This is a genomic window from Marinobacterium lutimaris, assembly GCF_900108065.1.
Taxonomy (GTDB): Bacteria; Pseudomonadota; Gammaproteobacteria; order Pseudomonadales; family Balneatricaceae; genus Marinobacterium_D; species Marinobacterium_D lutimaris.
Window position 1 is genome coordinate 1,669,722 of the sequence record NZ_FNVQ01000001.1, and the last position, 22,427, is coordinate 1,692,148.

21 protein-coding genes are annotated in these 22,427 nt (G+C 55.9%); 3 read left to right on the forward strand and 18 right to left on the reverse strand.

Annotated elements, in window-relative coordinates; all coding sequences use genetic code 11:
* Both C4S72_RS07730 and C4S72_RS07735 read left to right on the forward strand, forming a co-directional pair.
* Positions 1–888 (forward strand): LysR family transcriptional regulator, encoded by an 888-nt coding sequence (locus tag C4S72_RS07730; RefSeq protein ID WP_104002440.1) that lies wholly within the window; start codon positions 1–3, stop codon positions 886–888.
* 185 nt (positions 889–1,073) lie between these two features.
* Positions 1,074–1,937, forward strand: coding sequence for an aminotransferase class IV (locus C4S72_RS07735; protein ID WP_104002441.1), 864 nt, complete (start codon positions 1,074–1,076; stop codon positions 1,935–1,937).
* Positions 1,938–2,189: 252 nt separating this feature from the next.
* Here the strand turns inward: C4S72_RS07735 and C4S72_RS07740 are convergent, their stop codons facing one another.
* The 18 genes from C4S72_RS07740 to C4S72_RS07825 form a co-directional block, all read right to left on the reverse strand.
* A complete protein-coding gene (locus C4S72_RS07740) occupies positions 2,190–2,675 on the reverse strand; it encodes an STAS domain-containing protein (RefSeq protein WP_104002442.1) in 486 nt (161 codons plus the stop codon).
* A gap of 2 nt (positions 2,676–2,677) precedes the next feature.
* Positions 2,678–3,841, reverse strand: a complete 1,164-nt coding sequence (locus C4S72_RS07745; protein WP_104002443.1) for a PP2C family protein-serine/threonine phosphatase — start codon at positions 3,839–3,841, stop codon at positions 2,678–2,680.
* A gap of 74 nt (positions 3,842–3,915) precedes the next feature.
* Positions 3,916–4,623 carry an MlaA family lipoprotein gene (locus C4S72_RS07750; protein ID WP_104002444.1) on the reverse strand — a complete coding sequence of 236 codons (708 nt, stop codon included), beginning with the start codon at positions 4,621–4,623 and terminating at the stop codon, positions 3,916–3,918.
* A 338-nt stretch (positions 4,624–4,961) separates the two neighbouring features.
* Positions 4,962–6,878, reverse strand: coding sequence for a molecular chaperone HtpG (gene htpG / locus C4S72_RS07755; RefSeq protein WP_104002445.1), 1,917 nt, complete (start codon positions 6,876–6,878; stop codon positions 4,962–4,964).
* 87 nt (positions 6,879–6,965) lie between these two features.
* Entirely contained in the window at positions 6,966–7,679 is a 714-nt protein-coding gene (locus tag C4S72_RS07760; RefSeq protein ID WP_104002446.1) for a DUF599 domain-containing protein, read from the reverse strand.
* A 411-nt stretch (positions 7,680–8,090) separates the two neighbouring features.
* Positions 8,091–8,813 (reverse strand): tellurite resistance TerB family protein, encoded by a 723-nt coding sequence (locus C4S72_RS07765; RefSeq protein ID WP_104002447.1) that lies wholly within the window; start codon positions 8,811–8,813, stop codon positions 8,091–8,093.
* Positions 8,814–9,129: 316 nt separating this feature from the next.
* Positions 9,130–10,344 carry a 4-hydroxybenzoate 3-monooxygenase gene (gene pobA / locus C4S72_RS07770; RefSeq protein WP_104002448.1) on the reverse strand — a complete coding sequence of 405 codons (1,215 nt, stop codon included), beginning with the start codon at positions 10,342–10,344 and terminating at the stop codon, positions 9,130–9,132.
* 208 nt (positions 10,345–10,552) lie between these two features.
* Positions 10,553–11,527 (reverse strand): porin, encoded by a 975-nt coding sequence (locus tag C4S72_RS07775; RefSeq protein WP_146071876.1) that lies wholly within the window; start codon positions 11,525–11,527, stop codon positions 10,553–10,555.
* A 93-nt stretch (positions 11,528–11,620) separates the two neighbouring features.
* Positions 11,621–12,808 carry an ABC transporter substrate-binding protein gene (locus tag C4S72_RS07780; RefSeq protein WP_104002450.1) on the reverse strand — a complete coding sequence of 396 codons (1,188 nt, stop codon included), beginning with the start codon at positions 12,806–12,808 and terminating at the stop codon, positions 11,621–11,623.
* Between the two features lie 93 nt (positions 12,809–12,901).
* The gene (locus C4S72_RS07785) at positions 12,902–13,600 is read right to left on the reverse strand and encodes an ABC transporter ATP-binding protein (protein ID WP_104002451.1); all 699 of its coding nucleotides are present in this window, start codon (positions 13,598–13,600) and stop codon (positions 12,902–12,904) included.
* A complete protein-coding gene (locus C4S72_RS07790) occupies positions 13,597–14,319 on the reverse strand; it encodes an ABC transporter ATP-binding protein (RefSeq protein ID WP_104002452.1) in 723 nt (240 codons plus the stop codon). The genes C4S72_RS07785 and C4S72_RS07790 overlap by 4 nt, the downstream gene beginning before the upstream one ends.
* The gene (locus tag C4S72_RS07795; RefSeq protein ID WP_104002453.1) at positions 14,316–15,296 is read right to left on the reverse strand and encodes a branched-chain amino acid ABC transporter permease; all 981 of its coding nucleotides are present in this window, start codon (positions 15,294–15,296) and stop codon (positions 14,316–14,318) included. The genes C4S72_RS07790 and C4S72_RS07795 overlap by 4 nt, the downstream gene beginning before the upstream one ends.
* Positions 15,297–15,315: 19 nt before the next feature.
* Positions 15,316–16,167, reverse strand: coding sequence for a branched-chain amino acid ABC transporter permease (locus C4S72_RS07800; protein WP_104002454.1), 852 nt, complete (start codon positions 16,165–16,167; stop codon positions 15,316–15,318).
* Between the two features lie 57 nt (positions 16,168–16,224).
* Entirely contained in the window at positions 16,225–17,007 is a 783-nt protein-coding gene (locus C4S72_RS07805; RefSeq protein ID WP_104002455.1) for an SDR family NAD(P)-dependent oxidoreductase, read from the reverse strand.
* Complete coding sequence (locus C4S72_RS07810; protein ID WP_104002456.1) at positions 17,004–17,339, reverse strand: NIPSNAP family protein; 336 nt, start codon at positions 17,337–17,339, stop codon at positions 17,004–17,006. Before C4S72_RS07810 ends, C4S72_RS07805 begins: the two co-directional genes overlap by 4 nt.
* Complete coding sequence (locus tag C4S72_RS07815; RefSeq protein ID WP_104002457.1) at positions 17,317–19,101, reverse strand: FAD-dependent oxidoreductase; 1,785 nt, start codon at positions 19,099–19,101, stop codon at positions 17,317–17,319. The genes C4S72_RS07810 and C4S72_RS07815 overlap by 23 nt, the downstream gene beginning before the upstream one ends.
* Before the next feature lie 41 nt (positions 19,102–19,142).
* Positions 19,143–19,928 (reverse strand): SDR family NAD(P)-dependent oxidoreductase, encoded by a 786-nt coding sequence (locus C4S72_RS07820; RefSeq protein ID WP_200826692.1) that lies wholly within the window; start codon positions 19,926–19,928, stop codon positions 19,143–19,145.
* Positions 19,929–20,234: 306 nt separating this feature from the next.
* Complete coding sequence (locus tag C4S72_RS07825; protein WP_104002459.1) at positions 20,235–21,272, reverse strand: TRAP transporter substrate-binding protein; 1,038 nt, start codon at positions 21,270–21,272, stop codon at positions 20,235–20,237.
* 169 nt (positions 21,273–21,441) lie between these two features.
* Between C4S72_RS07825 and C4S72_RS07830 the strand changes: the two genes are divergently transcribed.
* Positions 21,442–22,332: a helix-turn-helix domain-containing protein gene (locus C4S72_RS07830; RefSeq protein WP_104002460.1), complete on the forward strand. Its 891-nt coding sequence runs from the start codon at positions 21,442–21,444 to the stop codon at positions 22,330–22,332.
* The last annotated feature ends 95 nt before the right edge of the window (positions 22,333–22,427 follow it).

Below are 22,427 nucleotides of genomic sequence, written 5' to 3' on the forward strand. Positions count from 1 at the left end.
TTGCGGATAAGAAACCTGAACACCTTTCTGACCGTGGCGCGCCTCGGCAGCTTTCATGCCGCCGCAGCCCAGCTGCACGCTTCCCAGCCGGCCATTTCAGCGCGCATCGCCGCGTTGGAAGAGGAGCTGAACGTGCAGCTATTTATCCGCGACAAACGTGGCACCCACCTGACCAGCCGCGGCACCCAGCTGATCCCTTACGCCGAGAAGCTACTCTCAATCAATAGAGAGATGCGGGCACAGCTGGCCGATGACAGCCTGGAGCGCGGCACCATTCGCGTCGGCATCGTCGACACCCTGGCGCATCTCTGGCTGGCCAAGCTTCTCTCCACCTGGCACGACGAACACCCACTGATCGCATTCGAACTGATCGTCGATACCACCTCCTCCCTGATTGAGCAGCTCAAGTCCTCCGAACTGGACCTGGCGCTGATGGTCGCGGATGAGCACCCCCTACCCAACTTCGTTACCGAACCCCTGTGTAGCTACCCTCAATGCTGGGTTGCCTGCAAATCCCTGGACGGCGTTGAAAAAATCAACAGTCTTGAAGATCTGTCGAAGTTTCAACTGCTCTCGTTCACCCATCGCAGCCGTCCGCGCCAATACCTTAGCGAACTGTTCCGACCGCTCGGAGAACAGGCACCGGTGATTCATTCCTGCAGTTCGGTACCGAGCCTGCTATCGTTAGTAGAGCAAGGCGTGGGCGTCGCGTTTATGCCCGAGCCACTGGTGCGCTCAGGGATAGATACGCGGCAACTGGTCGCCATTAATGGACTGCCTAAAGCACCGGCACTAAACTTCTGTTGTGCCTGGCGACTGGACGACGACAGGATTCTGCCTCGCCTTCTAGCGGACACCGCTCGCAAGATGATCAAAAATCAGCAGTAATATTTCTCGATTATCTTAAATATTTAAGAGCTTTTTATAGATCAACACTGTTTTTCGCAAAATTTTCTTTTTGTTTGAAACAGTCTTGCATTGATTTTTCTCTTTCATAAAAATCATTCCATTCCGAACACTAGCATACAGGGATTCGCTGGCCTCCAGCGCCTGGTAACACGAGGTTTTCAACGATGAGCATTGCTTACCTGAACGGCAGCTTCCTGCCCCTGGAAGAAGCGCGGATCTCTCCGCTGGATCGCGGCTTCCTCTTTGGTGACGGCATCTATGAGGTCATCCCCTACTACGGCGGCAAGCCGGTCGGTCTGGCTCCGCACATGCAGCGCATGGCTGACGGCCTCGCTGCCATCGAGATCAAGTGCAACAAAAGCATCGAAGACTGGCGCGTACTGCTTGACGACCTGATCGCCAAAAACGCTGACCAGGGTGCAAACCTCGGCGTCTACATCCACGTTTCCCGCGGTGCAGATACCAAGCGCTACCACGCCTACCCGGAAAACGTAGAGCCGACCATCTTCGCCTTCGCTTTCCCGATCAAGGATCCGGAGCCGGTTGATCGCACCAAGGCCCACGGCTATGCCGTATCCAGCACCCAGGATCTGCGCTGGAAGCGTTGCAACATCAAGTCCACCGCACTGCTCGGCAACGTCATGCACTACCAGCAGGGCCACGCTTCCGGTCACGGCGAAATCCTGCTGTACAACGAGAACAACGAACTGACCGAAGCCAGTTCAAGCAACGCGTTCATCGTTAAAGATGGCAAGGTGATCACCCCGATTCAGGATCATCAGAACCTGCCGGGCATCACTCGCCGCATCATCATCGACAGCCTGAAAGCCGACGGCTCCATCCCGGTTGAAGAGCGCACTGTGACCATGGACGAAGTTCGTAACGCGGACGAAATCTGGATCACCAGCTCCTCCAAAGAGATCGCTCCGGTTATTGAGCTGGACGGTAAGCCGGTAGGCAATGGCGAAATCGGCCAGGTGTGGGAAAACGCATTCCGCATCTACACCGAGCGCAAGTTCGACTTCTGATTTAGCTGGCGGGCTTCTGCCCGCCCCCTCAGATTCCCTGCCCTATGCGGGCTGGCGAATCTCAGGCACAAAAAAAGGGCCAATCGGCCCTTTTTTGTGCTCAAATTCTGTCACTACCTAAGCATCTGCGCGAAGCGTGACTGCTTCAACCTCAGGATGCCTAACTGCCAGCCTCAAACAAACAGCTTTAACCAACCACTTAACACTGCGGCCGGCAGCTCAGCACAAACTCCAAACGATCGAGTTCGAGACTCAGCCACAGCCCTCAAGCGTTGCCACCAGATCCTTGAAAGCATTCCTGTTGGCATCGTTCAGATCGATCAGAATCCGGTGCGCATCAATAATCCGCGCCCGTACCTGATCTTCCGACTCCTGCACAAAAGGCACCCGCTCCAGGTCCGCCCCACTGGCCGGCACGCTGTCGAGCAACAGGAACACCTGATCAAACCCCATCGAATAGAGAATCTTGGTGATATCGCCGTTGGTGGAGATTAGTGTTGGGCGCGGCATGCCCTGTTCGGCCGCCTTGACCGCGAGTTTGGCGATCAGCCCGAGGGAGGTACTGTCGATCGTCGTAGTTTCCGTCAGATCGATCAGGGTGTCGCTGATTTCACGCCGTGCCAGCACCTTCTCAAGGTGCAAATCGATGGTAGAGCACAGCGTCAGACGCACCTCACCAACGAATTTAAGTACGTAATGTCCGTTACGGCAGGCGTAATAGATAGAGCCGTCGCTCATACTTATACTCGGGATACTGTCATAATGGCTACATCGTCGGGGTTCACCCGACCAACCGGAATAATCGCATCACAAATAGACTGGGGCGACAGGTTCCTGCCGCTACAGGCTTCCAGGAGCTTCTGCTCTTTCTCATCCAAGGAATGACCCTCGGCAACTTCAAGTATGCCATCAGAAAACAGGGTAATTGAATACTCTGACGCCAATTCAATACGTTTTTCGTCAAAGACCGGTTTTTCAAACAATCCTATCGGCATTCCGCGTCCTTCCAGAAAGGATACCTTCCCATTCTGAGACAACACCGGCATAGGATGGTGCCCACCGATAGCATAGGTCAGCGTGGAATCTCTTGCATCTATGAGCCCGATGAACATGGTCAGGTGCTTGCCTAGACCGGTCAGCAACAGCTCACGGTTAACGCGATGCAGCGTCGCCAGCGGTGACTGGATGTCAAAGCTGGAATTACGATTGTAGTTACGCATCAGGCGATAGGTCATGTTTTTCAACAGAACCGTTACCAGCGCCGAAGACGCGCCGTGACCCGATACGTCGGCAAGATAAAAGATCGTCTGATTTTCATTGATGGCGATTGAGTCGACGAAGTCGCCACTTAGCAGCAGACTGGGCTGCAGCACATACTGAAACTGGATATGGTTCAGTTCCCGGCTTGGCGGCGGCAGAAGCTTCTGCTGCAGCTGCTGGGCGGCGTGCTGATCCTCTTTTAGCTCATCAAGGCTGCGCTCGAGGCTTTCACGCAGGAAACGCGCCTCCTCGATCATCCTTATCCGCTCCAGCTGACGCTGTAACGAGCCGATAAACAGCTTCGGATGTTGATTCAATTCAGCCAGCGAGAAGACATCATCGGCGCCATTGCGCAACGCAGCGACCATCTCCTCGGCAGTACCGCCCGGTATCAACACCACGGTGGACATGGGACTGATTCGGGCCGCCAGCTGGTCTATGTATTCGATTTCACTGAAGGTGCTGCGATCGACAATCGCCAGGGAGATCTCATGGTGCTCCAGCACACTTTCAACGTCATCGGCATTTCTGGCCACAAGCAGACGCAGCCTGACATCCGGGCACTGCTCACATAGCTCGAAAATATGGTCAATAACGTCGGTAGAGGCAGATACCGCAAGGATCGCCTGCTCTCGATGTCCCATTAATCAGTCACTCGAATATACTGACAGCCAGATACAAAACGCCGGACATAAAGCCCGGCGTCTGCTCGGTCGTATCAGAAGTCGTTGTCGTCGTACTGGACCGGAATATTGCCATCATGGATCAGATATTCGCGGCGCTGCAGGTACGCATCACGCACAAAAATATACTTGTCGCCGCTGACGATCTGTTCGGCCTGCAACAGCTGTGCACGCGCGTCGATCAAAGCCAATCCGTAGAGAGTGTTACGTGTCGGCACATCATCCACGTAGGTAACCGGTGTCAGGTACCAGTCCGGCACCAGCCCGATGCCGTCGCGCACGGTGCTTGGGCCGAGGAACGGCAGCACTACGTACGGACCAGAATCCATACCCCAGACAGCCAATGTCTGGCCGAAGCCTTCGGGATGTTTTTCCAGCCCCATCGGTGTTGCCACGTCGATAAGACCAGCCAGGCCGAAGGTAGAGTTAAACACGATACGTGCAACGCTGGTCAGAGCATCATCGCCTTTGCCCTGCAGTGCGCTGTTAACCGCAGAGCGGATGTCGCCAAGGTTGCCAAAAAAGTTGCTGACGCCCTTTTCAGCCATGTCAGGCATGACGAAGCGATAGCCCTGGGCGACCGGTTTGAGCGCGTACTTATCAACCGTCTCGTTGAACGAAAACATGGCGCGGTTATAACCCTCCCAGGGGTCATTTTCGCTGGCAACGGCGCTAACCGGCGCCGCAGCTGCCAATGTCATGGCTGAAAAGAGCACTCCCTGACGCAACCTTTTGAACAGCATTGCAAATCCTTAACTATCAGAACGTATTCGCGGCATTTTAACTCTGTTGCAGGTGCGATAAAAAGCAAATGCGACTCTTTTTAGATGAAAATGTTCCATCTACCCGGTCAACCCAGAGCTTTATCTTTCAATTGACTAAGTCGCGTGGTGCAAAAAACACAGTTACAACAAGATGTTGCAGTGCAACATGCACTATAGGTCGCAGGGATAGCAGGTGCAGAGAGAGCTACAGAGGATGAGTGGCTAAAGATGCAGGAAAGATGAATTATTTTAGAGAAAGGAACTCCCCGACGCGTCGCCGGGGAGTTTTCAGCGGTTCTTGACCAGCAATACTGTGATCAGGCGCTCAGTTCAAGCAGCAGCTTGTTGAGGCGGCTGATGTAGGCAGCTGGATCTTCCAGCTGACCACCGGCGGCCAGGTCGGCCTGATCGAACAGAGTCAGTGCGAGGTCCTTGAAGCGGTCTTCGTCCGGTTCCTGATCCAGCTTGGCGATCAGCGGATGCTCCGGGTTGTACTCGAAAGTAGGCTTCACTTCCGGTACCGGCTGGCCGGCGGCTTCCATGATCTTGCGCATCTGCGCGCCCATGTCGTAGTCACCGACAACCAGGCAGGCCGGAGATTCGGTCAAACGGTGAGTCACGCGCACTTCGTTGACGCGATCGGCGAAGGCAGTCTTCAGGCGCTCGGTGAGGCCTTCCATCTGCTTGGCGACTTCTTCCTGCTGCTTCTTCTCTTCTTCGGTTTCGGTCTCACCCAGATTCAGCTCACCTTTGCTGACATCCTGGAAAGACTTGCCTTCGAAGTCGAACAGCTGGCTCATCATCCACTCGTCGATACGCTCGGACAGCAGCAGAACCTCGATACCCTTCTTGCGGAAGATCTCCAGGTGCGGGCTGCTCTTGGCGGCGTTGTAGGAGTCGGCTACCACGTAGTAGATCTTCTCCTGGCCTTCCTTCATGCGGGCAACGTAGTCGTCCAGACCCACGGTCTGCTCGGCGTTGTCGTTATGCGTTGAGGCGAAGCGCAGCAGCTTGAGGACCTTCTCGCGGTTCGCGTGATCTTCAGCCGGGCCTTCTTTCAGAACCTGGCCGAACTCTTTCCAGAAGGACTGATACTTTTCAGCATCGTTCTTGGCCAGCTTCGCCAGCATATCCAGCGCGCGCTTGGTCAGTGCAGAGCGCAGTTTGTCCACGTTCGGATCCTTCTGCAGGATCTCACGGGAGACGTTCAGGGACAGGTTTTTGGAGTCAACCACACCCTTGATGAAGCGCAGGTACAGCGGCAGGAACTCGTCCGCCTGATCCATGATAAATACGCGCTGGATGTAGAGCTTCAGGCCTTTCGGCGCATCGCGGTTCCACAGATCGAAGGGTGCGCGCTCCGGCAGGTAAAGAAGGCTGGTGTATTCCATATTGCCTTCAACCTGGTTGTGCGCCCAGCTCAGCGGATCGGCGAAGTCATGGGATACGTGCTTGTAGAACTCTTTGTACTCTTCATCGGTGATCTCGCTTTTGCTGCGGGACCAAAGAGCAGTCGCGGTGTTAACGCTTTCGAATTCCGGCGCCTTGTTCTCGTCTTTGCCTTCTTCGTCTTCAGACGGAGCTTCTTCCTTCTGCATCAACACCGGAATAGCGATGTGATCAGAGTATTTACGCACCAGAGTGCGCAGACGGAAGCCGTTGGCGAACTCTTCTTCGCCCTCCTTCAGCTTCAGCACGATCTTGGTACCGCGCTGCGGCAGATCAACGGGCTCGATGCTGAACTCACCTTCACCGGTGGAGGACCAGTGCACGCCTTCGCTGGCGTCGAGGCCGGCGCGACGGGTAAAGACATCAACCTGGTCAGCAACGATAAAGGCTGAATAGAAGCCGACGCCGAACTGGCCGATCATCTGGCTGTCTTTGGCCTGGTCACCGGTCAGGTTGGAAAGGAAGCTGGCAGTGCCGGACTTGGCGATGGTACCGAGGTGATCGATAACATCCTGACGGCTCATGCCGATACCGTTGTCGGCGATGGAAACGGTCTTGGCTGCTTCATCAAATTCAACGAAGACTTTCAGGTCACCGTCGTTCTCGTACAGATCAGCGTTCGAGAGCGCTTCAAAGCGCAGCTTTTCGCCCGCGTCGGAAGCGTTCGAAATCAGCTCGCGCAGGAAGATTTCCTTGTTTGAATACAGTGAGTGGATCATCAGCTGGAGCAGCTGCTTCACCTCAGTCTGAAAGCCAAGGGTCTCTTTCTGTGTTTCTGTGCTCATAGGTCGTCTACCAACTCCACATAGCGATTTATTGTCCTCTGCAGAGATGGGGACGGCCTATTGGATTTCAAGAGAAAAAATGCGGTTTTACAACTTGGTACTCATCATCAACGTTTTCAGGGTCGGCGAAGTGAACTCACGATGATAGAGCACGTAAACGACACCGGCAGACACCAGCATGAACAGCCAGGGGTTGATCAGCCAGCAAAGCACCGCCAGGCTGAAGTAGTATGTACGCAGGCCAACGTTGAAGTTGTTCGCCGCCATGGAGCCCATGCGCGCCATGCGTGTGGCATGAGCCTGGATCTGTTTTTCATCCAGACCATCACTGGGCAACGGTGAAGAACCGATCATGACCGAGACAAAGCCGTACTGTCTCAGGCTCCAGGTGAACTTGAAGAAGGCGTAGACAAACAGCCCCAGCAGCACCAGCAGCTTCACCTCCCACTCCAGCGGCGTGGAGGGATGCACCATCGGCAGATGCTCCACCAGCGTGATCGCCCGGTCGGTGTAGCTGAGCAGTGTCATCAAACCCGCCAGCACCAGCATGGTGGTAGAGGCGAAAAAAGCCACCGTACGCTCCAGGTTTGCCACGGCGGCGGTATCCGAGATGCGCACCTCACGGGTGAGAATTCGCATCATCCACTCCTTGCGGTACATATGCATAACGCTGGCAAGACAGGAGGTGGTGTAGCTTTTGCGCTTCGCGTAATACATGTAGCCGCGAAAGCAGATCAAAAACCAGATCAACGCCACTATGTTGAGCCAGTTTTCAGTAAAGAGTTGAATGGTTTCGAGCATGATGTCTGCACTGATCAAATGAGTAATATCATCAGCTTAGCTACGTTCTGCCCAACTGTCTGCAGTTTTGTAGCAGAAGGCACGCACCCAAAGGGCATAAAAACCCCGTGCCGATCAAACCCGGCAGGGTGGTGATTTAAAACCACGGAGGATGATCACGACGGGGTCGTCGCTACGAAAAACGAACCACCCTGCCCATTGACGGAGGTGCACCCTCGCGCCAGTTGGGCAGACTCATTATTCATGGTCCCGGCGGATGGGCGAGTGATCACGACCGGTGCTCCAAAGCCCCTGCCATTGGTCAGCCACGCCCTTGCATTTCCCCTCGGTCAAAGTAACGCCAGCGTCTTTCAGATGGCTGGGTTTGCCGGCGTCGCCGAGCACACGAAGGACCTTGGAGAAGAAGCCTGTTCAGCCAGCCGCAGACTGCGCCTGCTGTTCCAGTGCCAAACGCATGTCTGCGTCAAGCGCCAATGCCTGTGCCAGCTGGTCGAGCCAGGCGCGCTCCATCGGACTCTGTTCGTCGACGATTGCCAGACTGACCAGGTAGATCTCGCGTGCGGCCTGAGGTGAATCGGCTTTAGCTGCGAGCGCTGTTGCATCCAGCGGAGCCTGCAACTGCTGCTCGACCCAGCGCTGTAACTCGGCGTCGGCACCCAACTGTTCCATTTGCTCGGTAATCAGTTCGGTCTCACGAGCATCGATGTGTCCATCCGCTCGGGCCGCCATGATCATCGCCTGCAGCAGTTCCAGGCTGCGCTGCTCCTGCGCCTGATGCGAGAGCTGTTCAATCGGCTGCCCCTCGCTCGCCGCGGCAGTCGGGGCAGCGCTCGCCTGGCTCTGTTGCGCGTTCTGCCAGGCTCTCCACGCCAGAGCGCCCACACCGGCGATGGCACCATACTTCAGGGCCGAACCACCCAGTTTACGCCCGCGTTTGGAGCCGATCAGCAGCCCCAGTGCACCGCCGCCGAGCAGGCTTTTTATATCTATCCCGCCCGAGCTCTGCCCACCACTGGAGCCCTGCCCACCACCCAATTGGCGCGAGACACTATCCAGTAATCCCTTCGGATCAAACCCGCCGGACTGGCCACTGGACTGCTGCATCAATTGCTGAAAAATCTGGCTGGCGTTCATTACGCTCTCCTCATACCTGGCCTGGTGCTGAATGATCACTTCGCCACCCGGCGAAGCAGATACCCTTAGTGACTCAACACAGCGGTAAAAGATCCTGCCACTAACAGGATTCTGCCCTGCCCGGGCCATTATGAGGCGGATGAGGATCTATCCGCGGGCCGTAAAACGGCGCGGCGTCGACGCTATCATAAAAAATGCCAGTCAGTTGGCTTAACTGACTGGCATTACGCACAAGGCGGGAATCAAGGGGGCACTGCTATAGATCTGTAAGCGGCTTTTCCTTCAAAGCTTTACTTCAGACCTTTGCTTCAAACCCTTACTTCGGCTCTTCGTAAGGCAGGCCGACGTACTGTTCAGCGATCACCTTGCGGCCGTTTTCGCTGTTCAGGTAGTAGTTTAGCTCAGACTGCATGAAACGCTTCTGCATCAGCGGATCCATACCGGTGCTGGACACTTCGCCTTCGAAGTCATGCATCATGTTGGTCATCCACCAGGAGAAACGCTCACCGTTCCAGACGCGGCGCAGAGCGATCTCTGAGTACTGGGAGATGCAATCCTTATCGCCGTTTTTGTAAACACGGGTCAGGATCTTGTACAGCGTAGCCACGTCGGAGGCAGCCAGGTTCAGGCCCTTGGCGCCGGTAGGCGGTACGATGTGTGCGGCATCGCCGACCAGGAACAGGTTGCCATACTGCATCGGCTCACAGACGAAGGAACGCAGCGGCGCGATGCTCTTCTCAATGCTTGGACCGGTCTGCATGTTGGCAGCAACATCAGCAGGCAGGCGCTTTTTCAGCTCATCCCAGAAACGCTCATCGGACCAGTCTTCAACCTTGTCGGTCAGCGGCACCTGCAGGTAGTAGCGTGAACGGGTCAGGGAGCGCTGACTTGCCAGAGCGAAACCGCGATCGCTCATGGCGTAGATCAGCTCTTCGTTGCACGGAGGCACATCAGCCATCAGGCCCAGCCAGCCGAACGGGTAAACGCGCTCGTGTTCGGTACGCAGTTCTGCCGGGATAGTCTGGCGGGAAACACCGTGGAAGCCGTCGCAGCCGGCGATATAATCGCAGTCCAGACGATACTCTTCACCACCGTGTTTGAACGTGATGTATGGAGTATCGGATTTCACGTCGTGCGGCTGCACTTCGCTGGCTTCGTAGTAGGTTTCCAGCTTGGCAGCCTGACGCGCGTCCATCAGATCACGGGTGATCTCAACCTGGCCGTAGCAGACAACCACATCGCCACCGGTCAGTTCTTTCAGATTGATGCGATGACGCTCGCCGTTAACGGAAAGCTCAACACCTTCGTGAACATGGCCTTCAGCGTCCATACGCTCGGCAACACCAGCTTCACGAACCAGATCCGCAAAACCCTGCTCAAGGATACCGGCACGGATGCGGCCGAGGACGTAATCGCCAGTCACGCGCTCAAGAATGACGTTGCTGATTCCCTGTTTGTTCAGCAGCTGACCAAGCAGCAAACCGGAGGGACCTGCACCAATAATCGCAACCTGAGTTTTTAAAGTTTTCATCGCAATCTCTTGTTCTGTCGTTGGTTGGGTGACAGTGATCTTCTAACAGTTCAGCCCACCAAAGAATGGAGGATTCATTCTTATGTTTGTACTTTTGAAACACCCCTGGCATTGACCAGTAGCACTATCAGCGCATCCATAGCGGTACTTTATAAGCAAAAAAGGCCTGGCGAAGGGGAGCCAGGCCTCAATACAAGTACAACACTGCTTAGAAGCTGTACTTCGCCATCACCTCCAGCTGCTGGCCATTAGTTCTGGCATCCGGCGTAAACTCATACTTTCGCCACTCGATACCGAACTCCAGATTCGGCAAGTAGTTGTAGATCAGGTTGACGTGATAAGAGTCGTACTCGGTCTCTTCAACATCATCCACTTCTACATGAGTGTATTGAAGGCTACTGCGCAGCTCGGACGACCAGAGATGCCGATAGGCCAGGTTGTAACCAAACTGGTCAACGGCATCATCCAATTCCACATCTTTCCCTACCCCAGTATAGGCCGCCAGTCCCTCACCGTAGTGAGCATTGAATCGCAGGTCGTCCTGACCGAGCATCAGCTTGCCGGCAAAGCCAACGCCCGCCGTCACGTCGTCGTTTTCCATTTCGCGGACGCTGAGCAGAATACCTGCGACATTGCCGGTATCGCCTGTGTAGCGGTAACCAACGGCCATATCCGGCATATCCGCATCGTCATAGTAGGGATCCTGGAACGAGAAGCGCGCCCCACCTAACTGATAGTGAACCAGAGTCGGCCGCACATTCGCCTTGGCCAGGGTACCTCGGTCAGCGTTCGCAAAGTCGATAATGTCATTGCCCATCTTGCCGAGGAACTGACCAGACCAGGTTTGTCCGAAGGTCAGGTTATCCACTTTCACGTAAGCGTGGCGCAGCCGCCAGTCGTAAGTCGTGCTACCAGCATTACCACCGTAAAAATCCCCCTCGATAAAGGCACTGACGTTATGTCCCTCTATCGTTTTTTTGCTGCCGAAGTTGATTCGGGTCTGACGCGCAGTAGCGTCGAAGCTGCTGTCAGCATCGTCGGGATCATTGATCACGCCCTGCCCCTTGATGTATCCCCCCACTGAAAACGTAGTGTCATTAAAGGTACCGAGCTCAAGAGCCGCTGCCTGGAGGCTAACGCCAGACAATAGGGTGCCTACAGCCAAACACGTTGACATTTTCATCGTCGAACTTTCCTTTTTTTATTGGTATGGATTTACTACTGAGTTCCTGATTTCGGAACAGGTTTTAGGAGCGGTACCGAAGCACCTTGATACTCAGATCGAGCAATCAGCTGAGGGTGTGGAATAAAGTGAAATGGGGTAGGTCTTCTCAACGACCGGACGCAGTTTGCCGTCTACCTGGGCCACCTCGCCCACGTAGTTGGGTATCTGCAACTGGTGATCGGCGCCGCGCATCAAAGCAGGACCGTAAATAGATTCGTATTCCGCATCTTCGAGCGCCTTGGCAACATCGCCCGGTGCTGTGCTGCCAGCCAGCTTCACACCTTCAAAAATCAGCTGCACGCCGTTGTAAGCCTGTCCCTCATTCTCGGTAGGCACACGTCCGAACTTTTCCGTCCAGGCGGCGACGAATTGGCGGTTACGTTCCGTATCGATATCGGCACCATAACCGATGTTGCCCCATACACCATGAGTGGCATCGCCGGTGGCATCAACCAGGTACTGGAATATCAGGGCGTGACCGATCAGGCGGGAAGTGTCATTAAGACCAAAGCTGTCAGCCTGTTTGACGAAAGAGATCGCATCACGGCCAACCATGGCAACCCAGACGGCATCAACATCGGCATCCCGCAGTTGTGCAACGTAGGGGGCGAAATCCTTGGTGCCCAGCGGAGCGAACAGGGAGACTTTCACCTCTTTACCCAGCTCTTTGGCTGTTTTCTCAAAGAACTCGGTTGAGCCATGACCCCAGGTGTAGTCCGCTGCGATGATGCCGAATTTTTTCTCATCCACGGTTTTCATCCACTCCTTCATCATCGCCAGATCCATAACGTCGTTATGGTTGGTGCGGAACATGCGGGCATGGCAGGACTTGCCGGTCAGTGCATCCAGCTTGCTGGCAACCACTACGTACATGGCATCCCAGCGATCCAGGTTCTGAGACAGGGTCATGGAGATCGAAGATGATATCGGCCCGATCAGCAGGTTATGCCCCTCACGGGCCAGCTTTTCGGCGGAACGACGGGCACCGTCCGGCGTACTCTCATCGTCGGCGACCTCAATTGCCACTTCGCGGCCATCAACACCACCCTTGGCATTGGCCTCTTCCACCGCAAACTCGATCGCTCGCAACACCTCCTGCCCCTGCTGCTCGAACACGCCGGACATTGACGAGACTGCGCCGATACGCACCGGATCCTTCTCGCTTGCCGCAACCAGCGGAGAAAGCAGGCTGATGCCGGTAGTTAGCGCGATCGCCTTGAGTAGTTCACGTTTTTTCATTCGAACCTCGCTTATTAGATTTATTGTTTGCGGCAGTCATTTCAGGCACCTGCCGCTGCGCCTTCTTCGGACCGGGAGTTAACTCAGGCCAAGTCAGACAACGACAAACTGTTGCAGCTGTTCAATCTGTTCAGGGTCAACTATCCCCTCGGCGATCACGCTGCCCTTTTCCACCGCCAGGTAGCGCCGGGAAACCCGTGCCACCAGATGCAGGTTCTGTTCGATCAGCAGGATCGTGGTGCCCTGCTCGTTGACCTGACGGATGATGTCCCCAAGCTGGTCGACGATGACCGGCGCCAAACCTTCAGTGGGCTCATCAAGGATCATCAGCGTCGGGTTACCCATCAGCGCCCGTCCGATCGCCAGCATCTGCTGCTGACCACCCGACAACGCGGTTCCCGGCGTGTGCGCTCGTTCCCTCAGGATCGGGAAGAGCCCGTAGATTTTCGGCACCGTCCAATAGCCTTTGCGCCCTGTCGCTGCTCCCAGCAGCAGGTTTTCCTCTACGCTCAGGTTGGCGATGATGCAACGCCCCTGGGGCACCACCATCACCCCCTCTTTCGCCGGCATATAGGGATGCCAGCGGGCACTTTCTTTCCGGCCAAGACGGATCGAGCCGCTGCGCACTTTCGCTTGCCCCAGCAGGGCGTTGACGAAGGTGGTCTTGCCCACGCCGTTACGACCTATCAGAGCGAGACTTTCCCCCTCCTTCACGTCAATAGAGAAGTCGTGCAGGATATGTGCATTGCCGTAATAGGCGTTGACCTTGTCGAACGAAAGCAAAGTATTCATGCGGCACTCCCCAGGTAGGCTTCACGGACTTTTGGATTGGCGCGAATTTCGTCGGGCGTTCCCTCCGCCAGGGGTTTACCCAGCTCCAGCACCGTTACCCGGTCACTGATACCGAACACCACCTCCATGTCATGCTCCACCAGCAGCACGGTTACGTTGCGCTCGCGGGCCAGGCGCTTGAGGTGCTGTGCCAGATCACGGGATTCGGTAACGGTCAGGCCCGCCATCGGCTCATCCAGCAACAACACTGATGGGGATCCCACCAGCGCCAGCGCAAGATCCAGCCGGCGCTGCTGGCCATAACCCAGGTCACCCGCGCGCCAGTCGGCGTACTGCAACAGATCCAGCTCCTCAAGAATCGCGACAGCATCACGCTCGGGGTCTTTTGCCTGCGCCTGATGGGAGGCCAGGAAGACCTGTTCCAGGACATTCATGTCATGAAAGATGCTGGTGCGCTGAAATGAGCGGGAAACTCCGCGCATGCGACGCGCGACCACCGCCAGTTGAGTAATATCCTCACCACCGAGCTGAACCTGCCCGGCGGTGGGAATACGTCGCCCGGTAACTGCATCGATAAAGGTGGATTTTCCGGCACCGTTGGGACCAATAAGGCCTCGAATTTCACCCTTGTTGATCTCCAGATGGACACCGTCTATGGCACGTACACCGCCGTAGTCGACGACCAGGTCGCGCACAGAGAAAAATGGAACCTGAATCATGAGCGCACCTCCATGCGACGAACAATCACATCCTGTTTACGTTTCTGACGGCGCTCCTGCAGCTGCATCAGCAGACCGGAAACACCGTTGGGTGCAAACACCACGATGAAGATCACGACCGCACCGAGCATTGCCATCCAGTAGTCGGTGAGCTCGCCCACGTACTCTTTCACGAAGAAGTAGAAGATCGCGCCAAGAATCGGCCCCCAGAGGTAACGCACTCCACCCAGGATCGTCATGATCAGCGCCGTACCGGACACACTCCAGTGCAGGGTTTCCGGTGAAATGAAGCCGGTGTAGATAGCCGAGAGAACACCTGCGAGCCCCGATACCACCGCCGAAAGCGCATAGACCACGGCCTTGGGGAGCATCACGTGCAGACCGATAAAGCGGGCACGCTCTTCATTGTCGCGGATCGCACTGGTGATACTGCCGAAGCGAGAACGGAACAGACGGTCCAGCAGGTAGATGGTTACCAGCATCACCACCCAGCTGATGACGAACATGCTGGCCGGGTCGTAGAACAGGCGCACATCAAGACCGAAAATACTCGACGGCCAGTTGATATTGAGGCCATCCGCACCGCCCAGGGTTTCCCGCGACTTCAATGCAGACAGGTAAACCGTCTGACCTATGGCCAGTGTCAGCATGCCGAAAGCGATCCCGGGGATACGTGAAACCACTAGCCCCAGCAAGAAAGCCACTATCGCCAGTGCTACCAGCGTCAGGACAATCGCACTGGCCGCTCCCAGCTCGAGGTCACGCATTAGCAGCGCCACCGAGTAGCCGGAGATCCCAAAGAACGCCGCGTGACCAAAGCTCACCAGCCCACACTGGCGCAGCAGAATGCCCACTCCCAGCGCAAACAGCGCGTAGATAAGAGACTGGGTCAGCAGGGACATCAGGGTCGCCGAACCCACCAGTTGAGGCAGCAGTACACCCACTGCCAGCCAAAGCAGATATTTAAAATGCAGCATCGGGAATATCCTCGTGGGCTTACACGCGGTTACCGGCCAGCCCGGACGGGCGCCAGATCAGAATCGCTATCATCATCAGGAACGGCAGCACAGCGGACAGGCCTGGCAGGTAGATGGTGCCGAACGACTGCACCTGACCGAGAAGAATCGCGGAAATCAGCGCACCGCCCAGGCTACCCAATCCACCGATGACCACCACTACGAAGGAGTCCACCAACACATCAGCGCCCATGCTTGGCGCCAGCGATAGCATCGGCGCCGCCGCCACACCGGCAAGACCCGCCAGTGCCGTTCCGACACCGACCACCAGCGCGTTTACCCGCTCTGTATTCACGCCCATCATGGCGGTCGTCAGTGGATCGGTACTGGCCGCCCGGACGTAAAGACCCGTGCGGGAAAAGCGCAGCCAGGCCCAGATAAGTACCATGGAACCAACACCCAGACCGATCACTGCCAAGCGGTACAGGGGAGTCGGGTTTCCGAACAATTCGATGCTGTCAGCCAGCAACGCCGGCACTTCGATCGACAGGCTGCCACGGCCCCAAAAAGCCCGGACCAGATCTTCTATCACCAGCAGTAGACCAAAGGTCACCAGCAGAACGGAAAGAGGGTCGCGCTCCTGAAGCGGGCGAAACACCGCCTTGTCGAGCAGGACGCCGATCATCCCCATCGCCAGCGGCGCCAGCAGGAGTGCAAACCAGATATTGAGGTAAAGGCTGAGGGTGTAGCCGATATAGGCACCCAGCATGTAGAGCGCACCATGAGCGAAGTTCACCACGCGGCGCAAACCATAGATCATCGCCAGCCCAGAGGCGCAGATGATCAGTAACGACCCGTAAACCAGACCGTTGAAGATGCTGATTCCAAGCATAAAAAATCCTCTTACTTATTGTTATTACGAGGGGTTTGTTGAGTTTTGCGTTGCCAGTCAGATGTCGGGAAGCGCCGTTTCAGGTGCGCCTAGCGCCAGCCAGCCACCATCCACATGCAAGGTGGTACCGGTGATATAACTGGCCTTGTCCGAAAGCAGGAAGGCGATCGCTTCAGCAATCTCACAAGGCTCTGCCAGGCGCCCCATCGGTGTCCGCCGCCTGAGTGCGTGGTCATCGAGCGCACCGGCGCCAGCCAACCCCTTCACCAGTTCAGTTGATACATATCCCGGTGCAACCGCATTGACGCGGATGCCTCGCCTCGCCCATTCGCATGCCATGCTGCGGGTCATCGCGCTGATCCCTGCCTTAGCGGCGCTGTAGGCGTTACGCCCCGGAATACCGCCAAACCCGGCGATGGAGCTGAGGTTCACAATCGTTCCGCCACCCCGGGCCAGCATCCGCGCCACACAGGCTCTGCTAAGCTCAAAAGTGCCTCCGAGGTGGACCTCAAGGAGCTGCAAGAAAGGTGCGGACTGCTGCTCCAGAGTGCATACCGGCTGATCTGCTACGCCAGCGTTATTGACCAGTGCCGTAATCGGCCCCTGGTCGCGCTCTATTCGCTCTACCAGCTCAACCACCTGATCGGTATCGCACACATCAAGCGCATAGCCCGAATGGCCGCCAGCTAATTGACCGGCCATTTCGCGGGCCTTTTCACAGGCCAGGTCACCATCCAGATCGACCAGAGCCACTGAATAGTTTTCAGCCGCCAGGGTACGGGCCGTTGCCAGCCCTATCCCCCGTGCCGCGCCGGTGACCAGGGCCACCTTCCGATTCATGACTCCACCCACTCGTTCAGGGCGTCGATCCCTTTAATCAGGCTGGTTTCCTGGGAAACGATCAGGTGCGCCGAAGCAGCCAGGTAAGCGGGAAACTCCGGGTGCGCATCCCGCGCGGCACTTCGGCGCTCGTAGTCCTCCAGGGAGTCATAGCCCCAGAGGTGTACGAACTGGCTCTGCTTACCCACCAGCGTGGTGTAAAAGCCCAGCGGCGTGCCCAGCGTTTCCTTCAGAATCGGCATCGCCAGACGGTTAAATACATCGACAAACTCACCCATTTTGCGCGGTGCAATGGTATACACCCGGTAATCAACCAGCGGCTTGACGGCCATGAGCAGCTTCCTCCATCAGTGAATGAGCCTGAGTCTCGGACTTGGGCTCCGACAGTTCGAGACTGTCGTCGATACCGGCCACCCGACGCCCCGTTATGTAGCCGAACGTCATGATCGGGCCGAGTGTGATACCAGCACCCGGATAAGCCCCACCCATGATGCTGCGGCGATCGTTGCCCACGGCGTAAAGCCCTTCGACACCCTGCCCTTCGGCATCGAGCACCTGTCCGTACACATCGGTATCGATACCATCAAAGGTACCCAGATCACCCACGAAGACTTTGACGGCGTAATACGGGCCCTTCTGCAGCGGAGCCACACAGGGGTTTGGCTTGTTCTCGGGATCGGCAAGATAGCGGTTGAAGGCGGTGGTACCGCGACCGAACTGACGGTCCTCACCGGCAACAGCGCCCTGGTTATACTCTTCCACGGTGCGGCTCAGCTGATAGGCATCCACGCCGATCACCTCGGCCAGCTCCTTGAGGGTCTTGCCACGTTTCAGGTAACCGTTACGCAGGAAACTGCCAATCGGCATCGGAGCAGGCTTCACAAAGCCCAGACCGTATTTGCTCAGACAGGTCTGATCGCAGATCAGCCACATGTAGGTCTTGGCACTCTTGGAGCAGGCTTCGATCATCGAAGAGCCCACATCGTGGTAGGACTCGGACTCGTTACAGAAACGTTTACCCAGTGGCGAGACGCCGATCACACCGGGCTTGTAGCGGTCCAGCAGGTGGGGAAACTTGCCGAAGCTGCCATCTTTGTTCGGCACAAGCGATGTGGGCATCCAGGCAGAGGTATCCTTGAACTCGCATTTCACCGCCACGCCGATCTGCTCTGCCAGGGCAATACCATCGCCTGTGTTGCTCTCCGGCACCGGCGAGTGGTGCTCACCACCGCGCTTCAGGTGCGGGTAGGCCTCAGCGATACGCTTCACATCATGGGCAAAACCGCCACACGCCAGCACCACACCCTTGGCCGCCTCGATCACCACCTCGCGACCATCGATCACCGTCCTTACGCCCGTTACACGGCCCTGCTCCTGGATCAGCTCCCTGGCTGGTGCCGAGGTATGGATCGGAATATTCAGATCCAGTGCGCTCTTGGCCAGGCTAGAGGCCAACGCATTACCGCTGGTCACATTTACGCCACGACCGTATCGCGCCAGCTCCTTCATGTGGATAGCCAGACGTTTGCAGACATACAAAAAAGAGCTCAGCGACTTGGTGGCATTAAAGAAGTGCTTCAGATCGGCGTTGGATGAGTTGAACATCATGCCGATGAAGGTGATCGTCTTCAGCGGCGGACGCATCCGTTTGATGTCCTTACCGAGCTGACGGATATCGAATGGCGCCGCCAATATAGAGCGGCCGATATCGACACCGCCACCAAGCGTCGGGTGGTAATCGGGATACAGTGTGGGAATAAACTTCACTGCCGTCTCACGCTCGAAAAAGTCCACCATCTCCGGGCCTTTATCGAGAAACGCATTGACGCCTTCAGTGTTGAAATAGCTTCCGGCTTCGTTGCGGATATACTCCACTGCTGCATCACGGGTATCGTTCGGGTTCTGCGCCCGACCATGGTGGTTGCCCGGAATCCACAGCACACCGCCGGAAAAAGCCGTAGTCCCGCCGAACACCTCGTCCTTTTCCAGAACGATCACATTCAGACCGTTCTTCTTTGCCGTCACTGCCGTGGACAAACCGCCGGCGCCGGAGCCAACGACCACCAGGTCGCAGCTCAGTTTTTCAGTAGTCATTTTTTATTCTCCCGCTTTAAGTTGATCTGCCTGGCTGGCTCTCAGCCCTGCTGCCGAGCCGAAAAACCGGGTCGAGGAATCAGGTCCATCAACATCACCTCCATGCCACCGTCGACAGTCAATTCTGCGCCGTTGATGTAAGCGGCTCGTTCGCTGAGAAGGAAGCTAACTGCATTGGCAATATCCGCGGGCGCGCCGATTCGACGGCTGGCGGTCATCGCCTCACGTTGCTCTTTGATACCGGGTTCCTGATAGAAGGGCTCGGACAGCGCAGTGCGAATCATGCCCGGACAAACCACGTTGCTGCGGATTCCCGCTGGGCCGTATTCCGCGGCTATCTGGCGTGAAAGCAGAGTGATACCCGCCTTACTGGCACTGTAAGCACCGCTGTAGGTTTGGGGGTGGTGCGCCGCGACGGACGCGATATGAACCAGCGAGCCGCCTTCGGTCATCAGCTCGGCAAACTGACGGCTGCACAGCATGTAACCGGTCAGGTTGGTACGTAAAACACGATCCCACTCTTCCAGCGCCACCTCTTTGATCGAGGCCGCGCGCAGCATGCCTGCGCAGTTAACCAGCCCATCAATCGAGCCGAAACGCTCCTGAACCGCCTGCGCAGCTGCGGCTACGCTTTGTTCATCGGAGATATCGCATTCATGCACTGCTGGCTCCAGGGCTGAACCGGCATGAACCTGTCGCAGCGTTTCCGCACCGGCCGTATTCCGATCCAGCAGTGCGACCTTAGCCCCTGCATTTATCATGGTTTCAGCAATTGCATATCCAATACCGCTGCCGGCACCGGTAACGACATATTTATGACCTGACATACCAAGCCAATCATCAGTTTTTAAAACAGCCGACATTTTTATTTACCTCAAAATTAAAACGCGTTAATAGCGCGGTCTTAAAGCACTTGGCCTTCTTCCAGGCAAAACTTACCCGTAGCTTTTAAAAAGCCATTTATAGAATGGAAAAAGCCGGTAACCTTTTTCTAGGATCCCATTTGTTCCAAGAAGCAATCGCTTCTAAAAGCAAAGAGTTCCTATGATCCAATGGCTACCGGAAAAGGTGAGGTTTTATATCCCCGGACCAAGGGATCCTCCCCATCTGCGAACGCCGCCAGCAAACCGATATCAGCTGCTGGCTACCGATAATGACTGACAGGATTCTGACAGTGTCTTAGCTCGTCCAAAGACCTCTTCCGCAGGCAGACCTTTCTGAGAAAGCTCTCCTATATAGTCTTCGGTTATACGATCAAGCGCCGGCTTCCACGCGGGATTTTCAGCGCCGTTTTCAATCACCGTGATGGTATGCCCCATTTCCTCTGCCTGCTTGACGCCAACCATATCCAGGTCGTCATAGGCTTTACCCAGGCGCTCCGCCCAGCGCATGCCGGTGTTGTCATCAATCACCTTTTTAAGATCATCGGGCATGCGGTTATAGGTGTTCTTGTTCATGGTGACCACGAAAGCCAGGGAATAAAGCCCTACCTGCGTATGGTGATCGGCCAGTTCGTTGAGTCGAAACGAAGCCATCGCTTCCCAGGGCAGGGTCACGCCATTGATAATGCCGCGCTGCATCGCCCCGTACATATCTGGCGCTGCCAGACCCACCGGCTGGCCACCCAGGCCTTCAAGTATCTCACCGACGACAACCGTTGGACGGCGAATCATCAGCCCCGCCATATCTTCGGGCTTTTCGACTGCCTTGCCGTTGGTGTGAATATGACCCGGACCATGAGTAAACATGAAGAGCACATGAGCATCGCGGTACTCGGAATCCAGCGAACCCTCATCGTAAAGTTTCTGCAGTACACAAGAGCCCTGAACGCCCTTGGTAACGATGCCCGGAAGCTCTACGATCTGGGAAAGAGGAAAGCGGTTTGCGGTGTATCCCTGAATGATTGCGCCTACATCAGCGATACCCTGCACAACGGAGTCATAGGTCTGGTTCGCTTTCGCAAGCGTTTGAGAAGGGTAGATGTCTACACTGATACGTCCGTTGGACTCGGCTTCTACTGTTTCTCCCCAGGACGCCAGCGTTTGAGCGATCCCGGAGTTTGCTGGCCAGAAATGCGCAAATCTCAGATTTACATCGGCAGCATTAACAGTATGGGCGATCGACAAACCTGCAACTGCTATAAAAGCGGCAAGTTTCTTCTTATTATTCATAGAAAACCTTTACTAAAATTATATTTATATTAGGCTTCGAAATATCAACACACCGATTTAACGGTTGCGTTGTTGAAATGAAGAATAATTAAAACGCCCCCGGATCCGAATTGACAAAACAGGCCACTGATAGGACATTTCGTGCATCCGCTTTTGGTAGAGCAGTCCAATGAGCAGCATTCCAAGCTATGCCCTGTACGGAGAAACACCCGAGCAGCGCTGGTTCGAGTCACTCCATTACGAACCGATCTCCCGGCGCGCCCGGCATTACGAGTGGAAGATAGACCCCCACCAGCATGAATCACTGGTGCAGCTGCTTTATGTGCAGGAGAAAGGGGGGGTAGTGCATCTGGACGGAACCCGTATCGAGTTCAAGGCCCCCTGCTTTATTCTGATACCCGCGCAGACCGTACATGGTTTCGAGATGGGCGCCGGGATAGATGGCTCTGTGGTTACCGCTGCCCAGAGGCCCCTGGAATCGGTGATCGCCACGGCAGCACCCATTCTCGGCGATCTGTTTGAAAAGCCGCTGGTCACCTCCCTCCCCAGCAATCGGCGCATGCACAAAACGCTGTCGACTCTGTTTGAACTTATCGAGCAGGAGACTCTCAGCACAACCGAGATGGAGCTGAGCGCCGCCAACACGCTGCTGGTCTCACTGCTGGTACAAGTGCGCCGGATGGTCCATTCCCAACATGCGCTCCACCCGGTTCAGGGTTCACGCAAGGCCGAGCAGGTAGAACGCTTCCGTACCCTGTTGAACAACAACCTGGGGTCACTGAAAACCGTAGAAGAATATGCCGAGCGGTTGGGGATTACGGCAGGCCAGTTAAGGCGTATCTGCCAGGAGGTACTCGGACAGTCGCCCTTGCATGTGATCAATGCGCGCCTGATACACGCCGCCCAGCGCGACCTGGCGTATTCAACGATGACTGTCCAGCAGGTAGCCTACTCTCTCGGTTATGACGATGCGGCATACTTTTCCCGCTTCTTCCGTAAACATACGGGGCTGACCCCTACTGAATTCAAGGAACGTGTGCGCGCCCATCAACCGCTTTAAAGGGAAGCTTCTCTCTTCTACACGAAGCCGTTAGCTCGGCTAGCTATCTGCTACATCCTCAGCGAATACAAAACGGTGCAGATTCTTATAAAAAG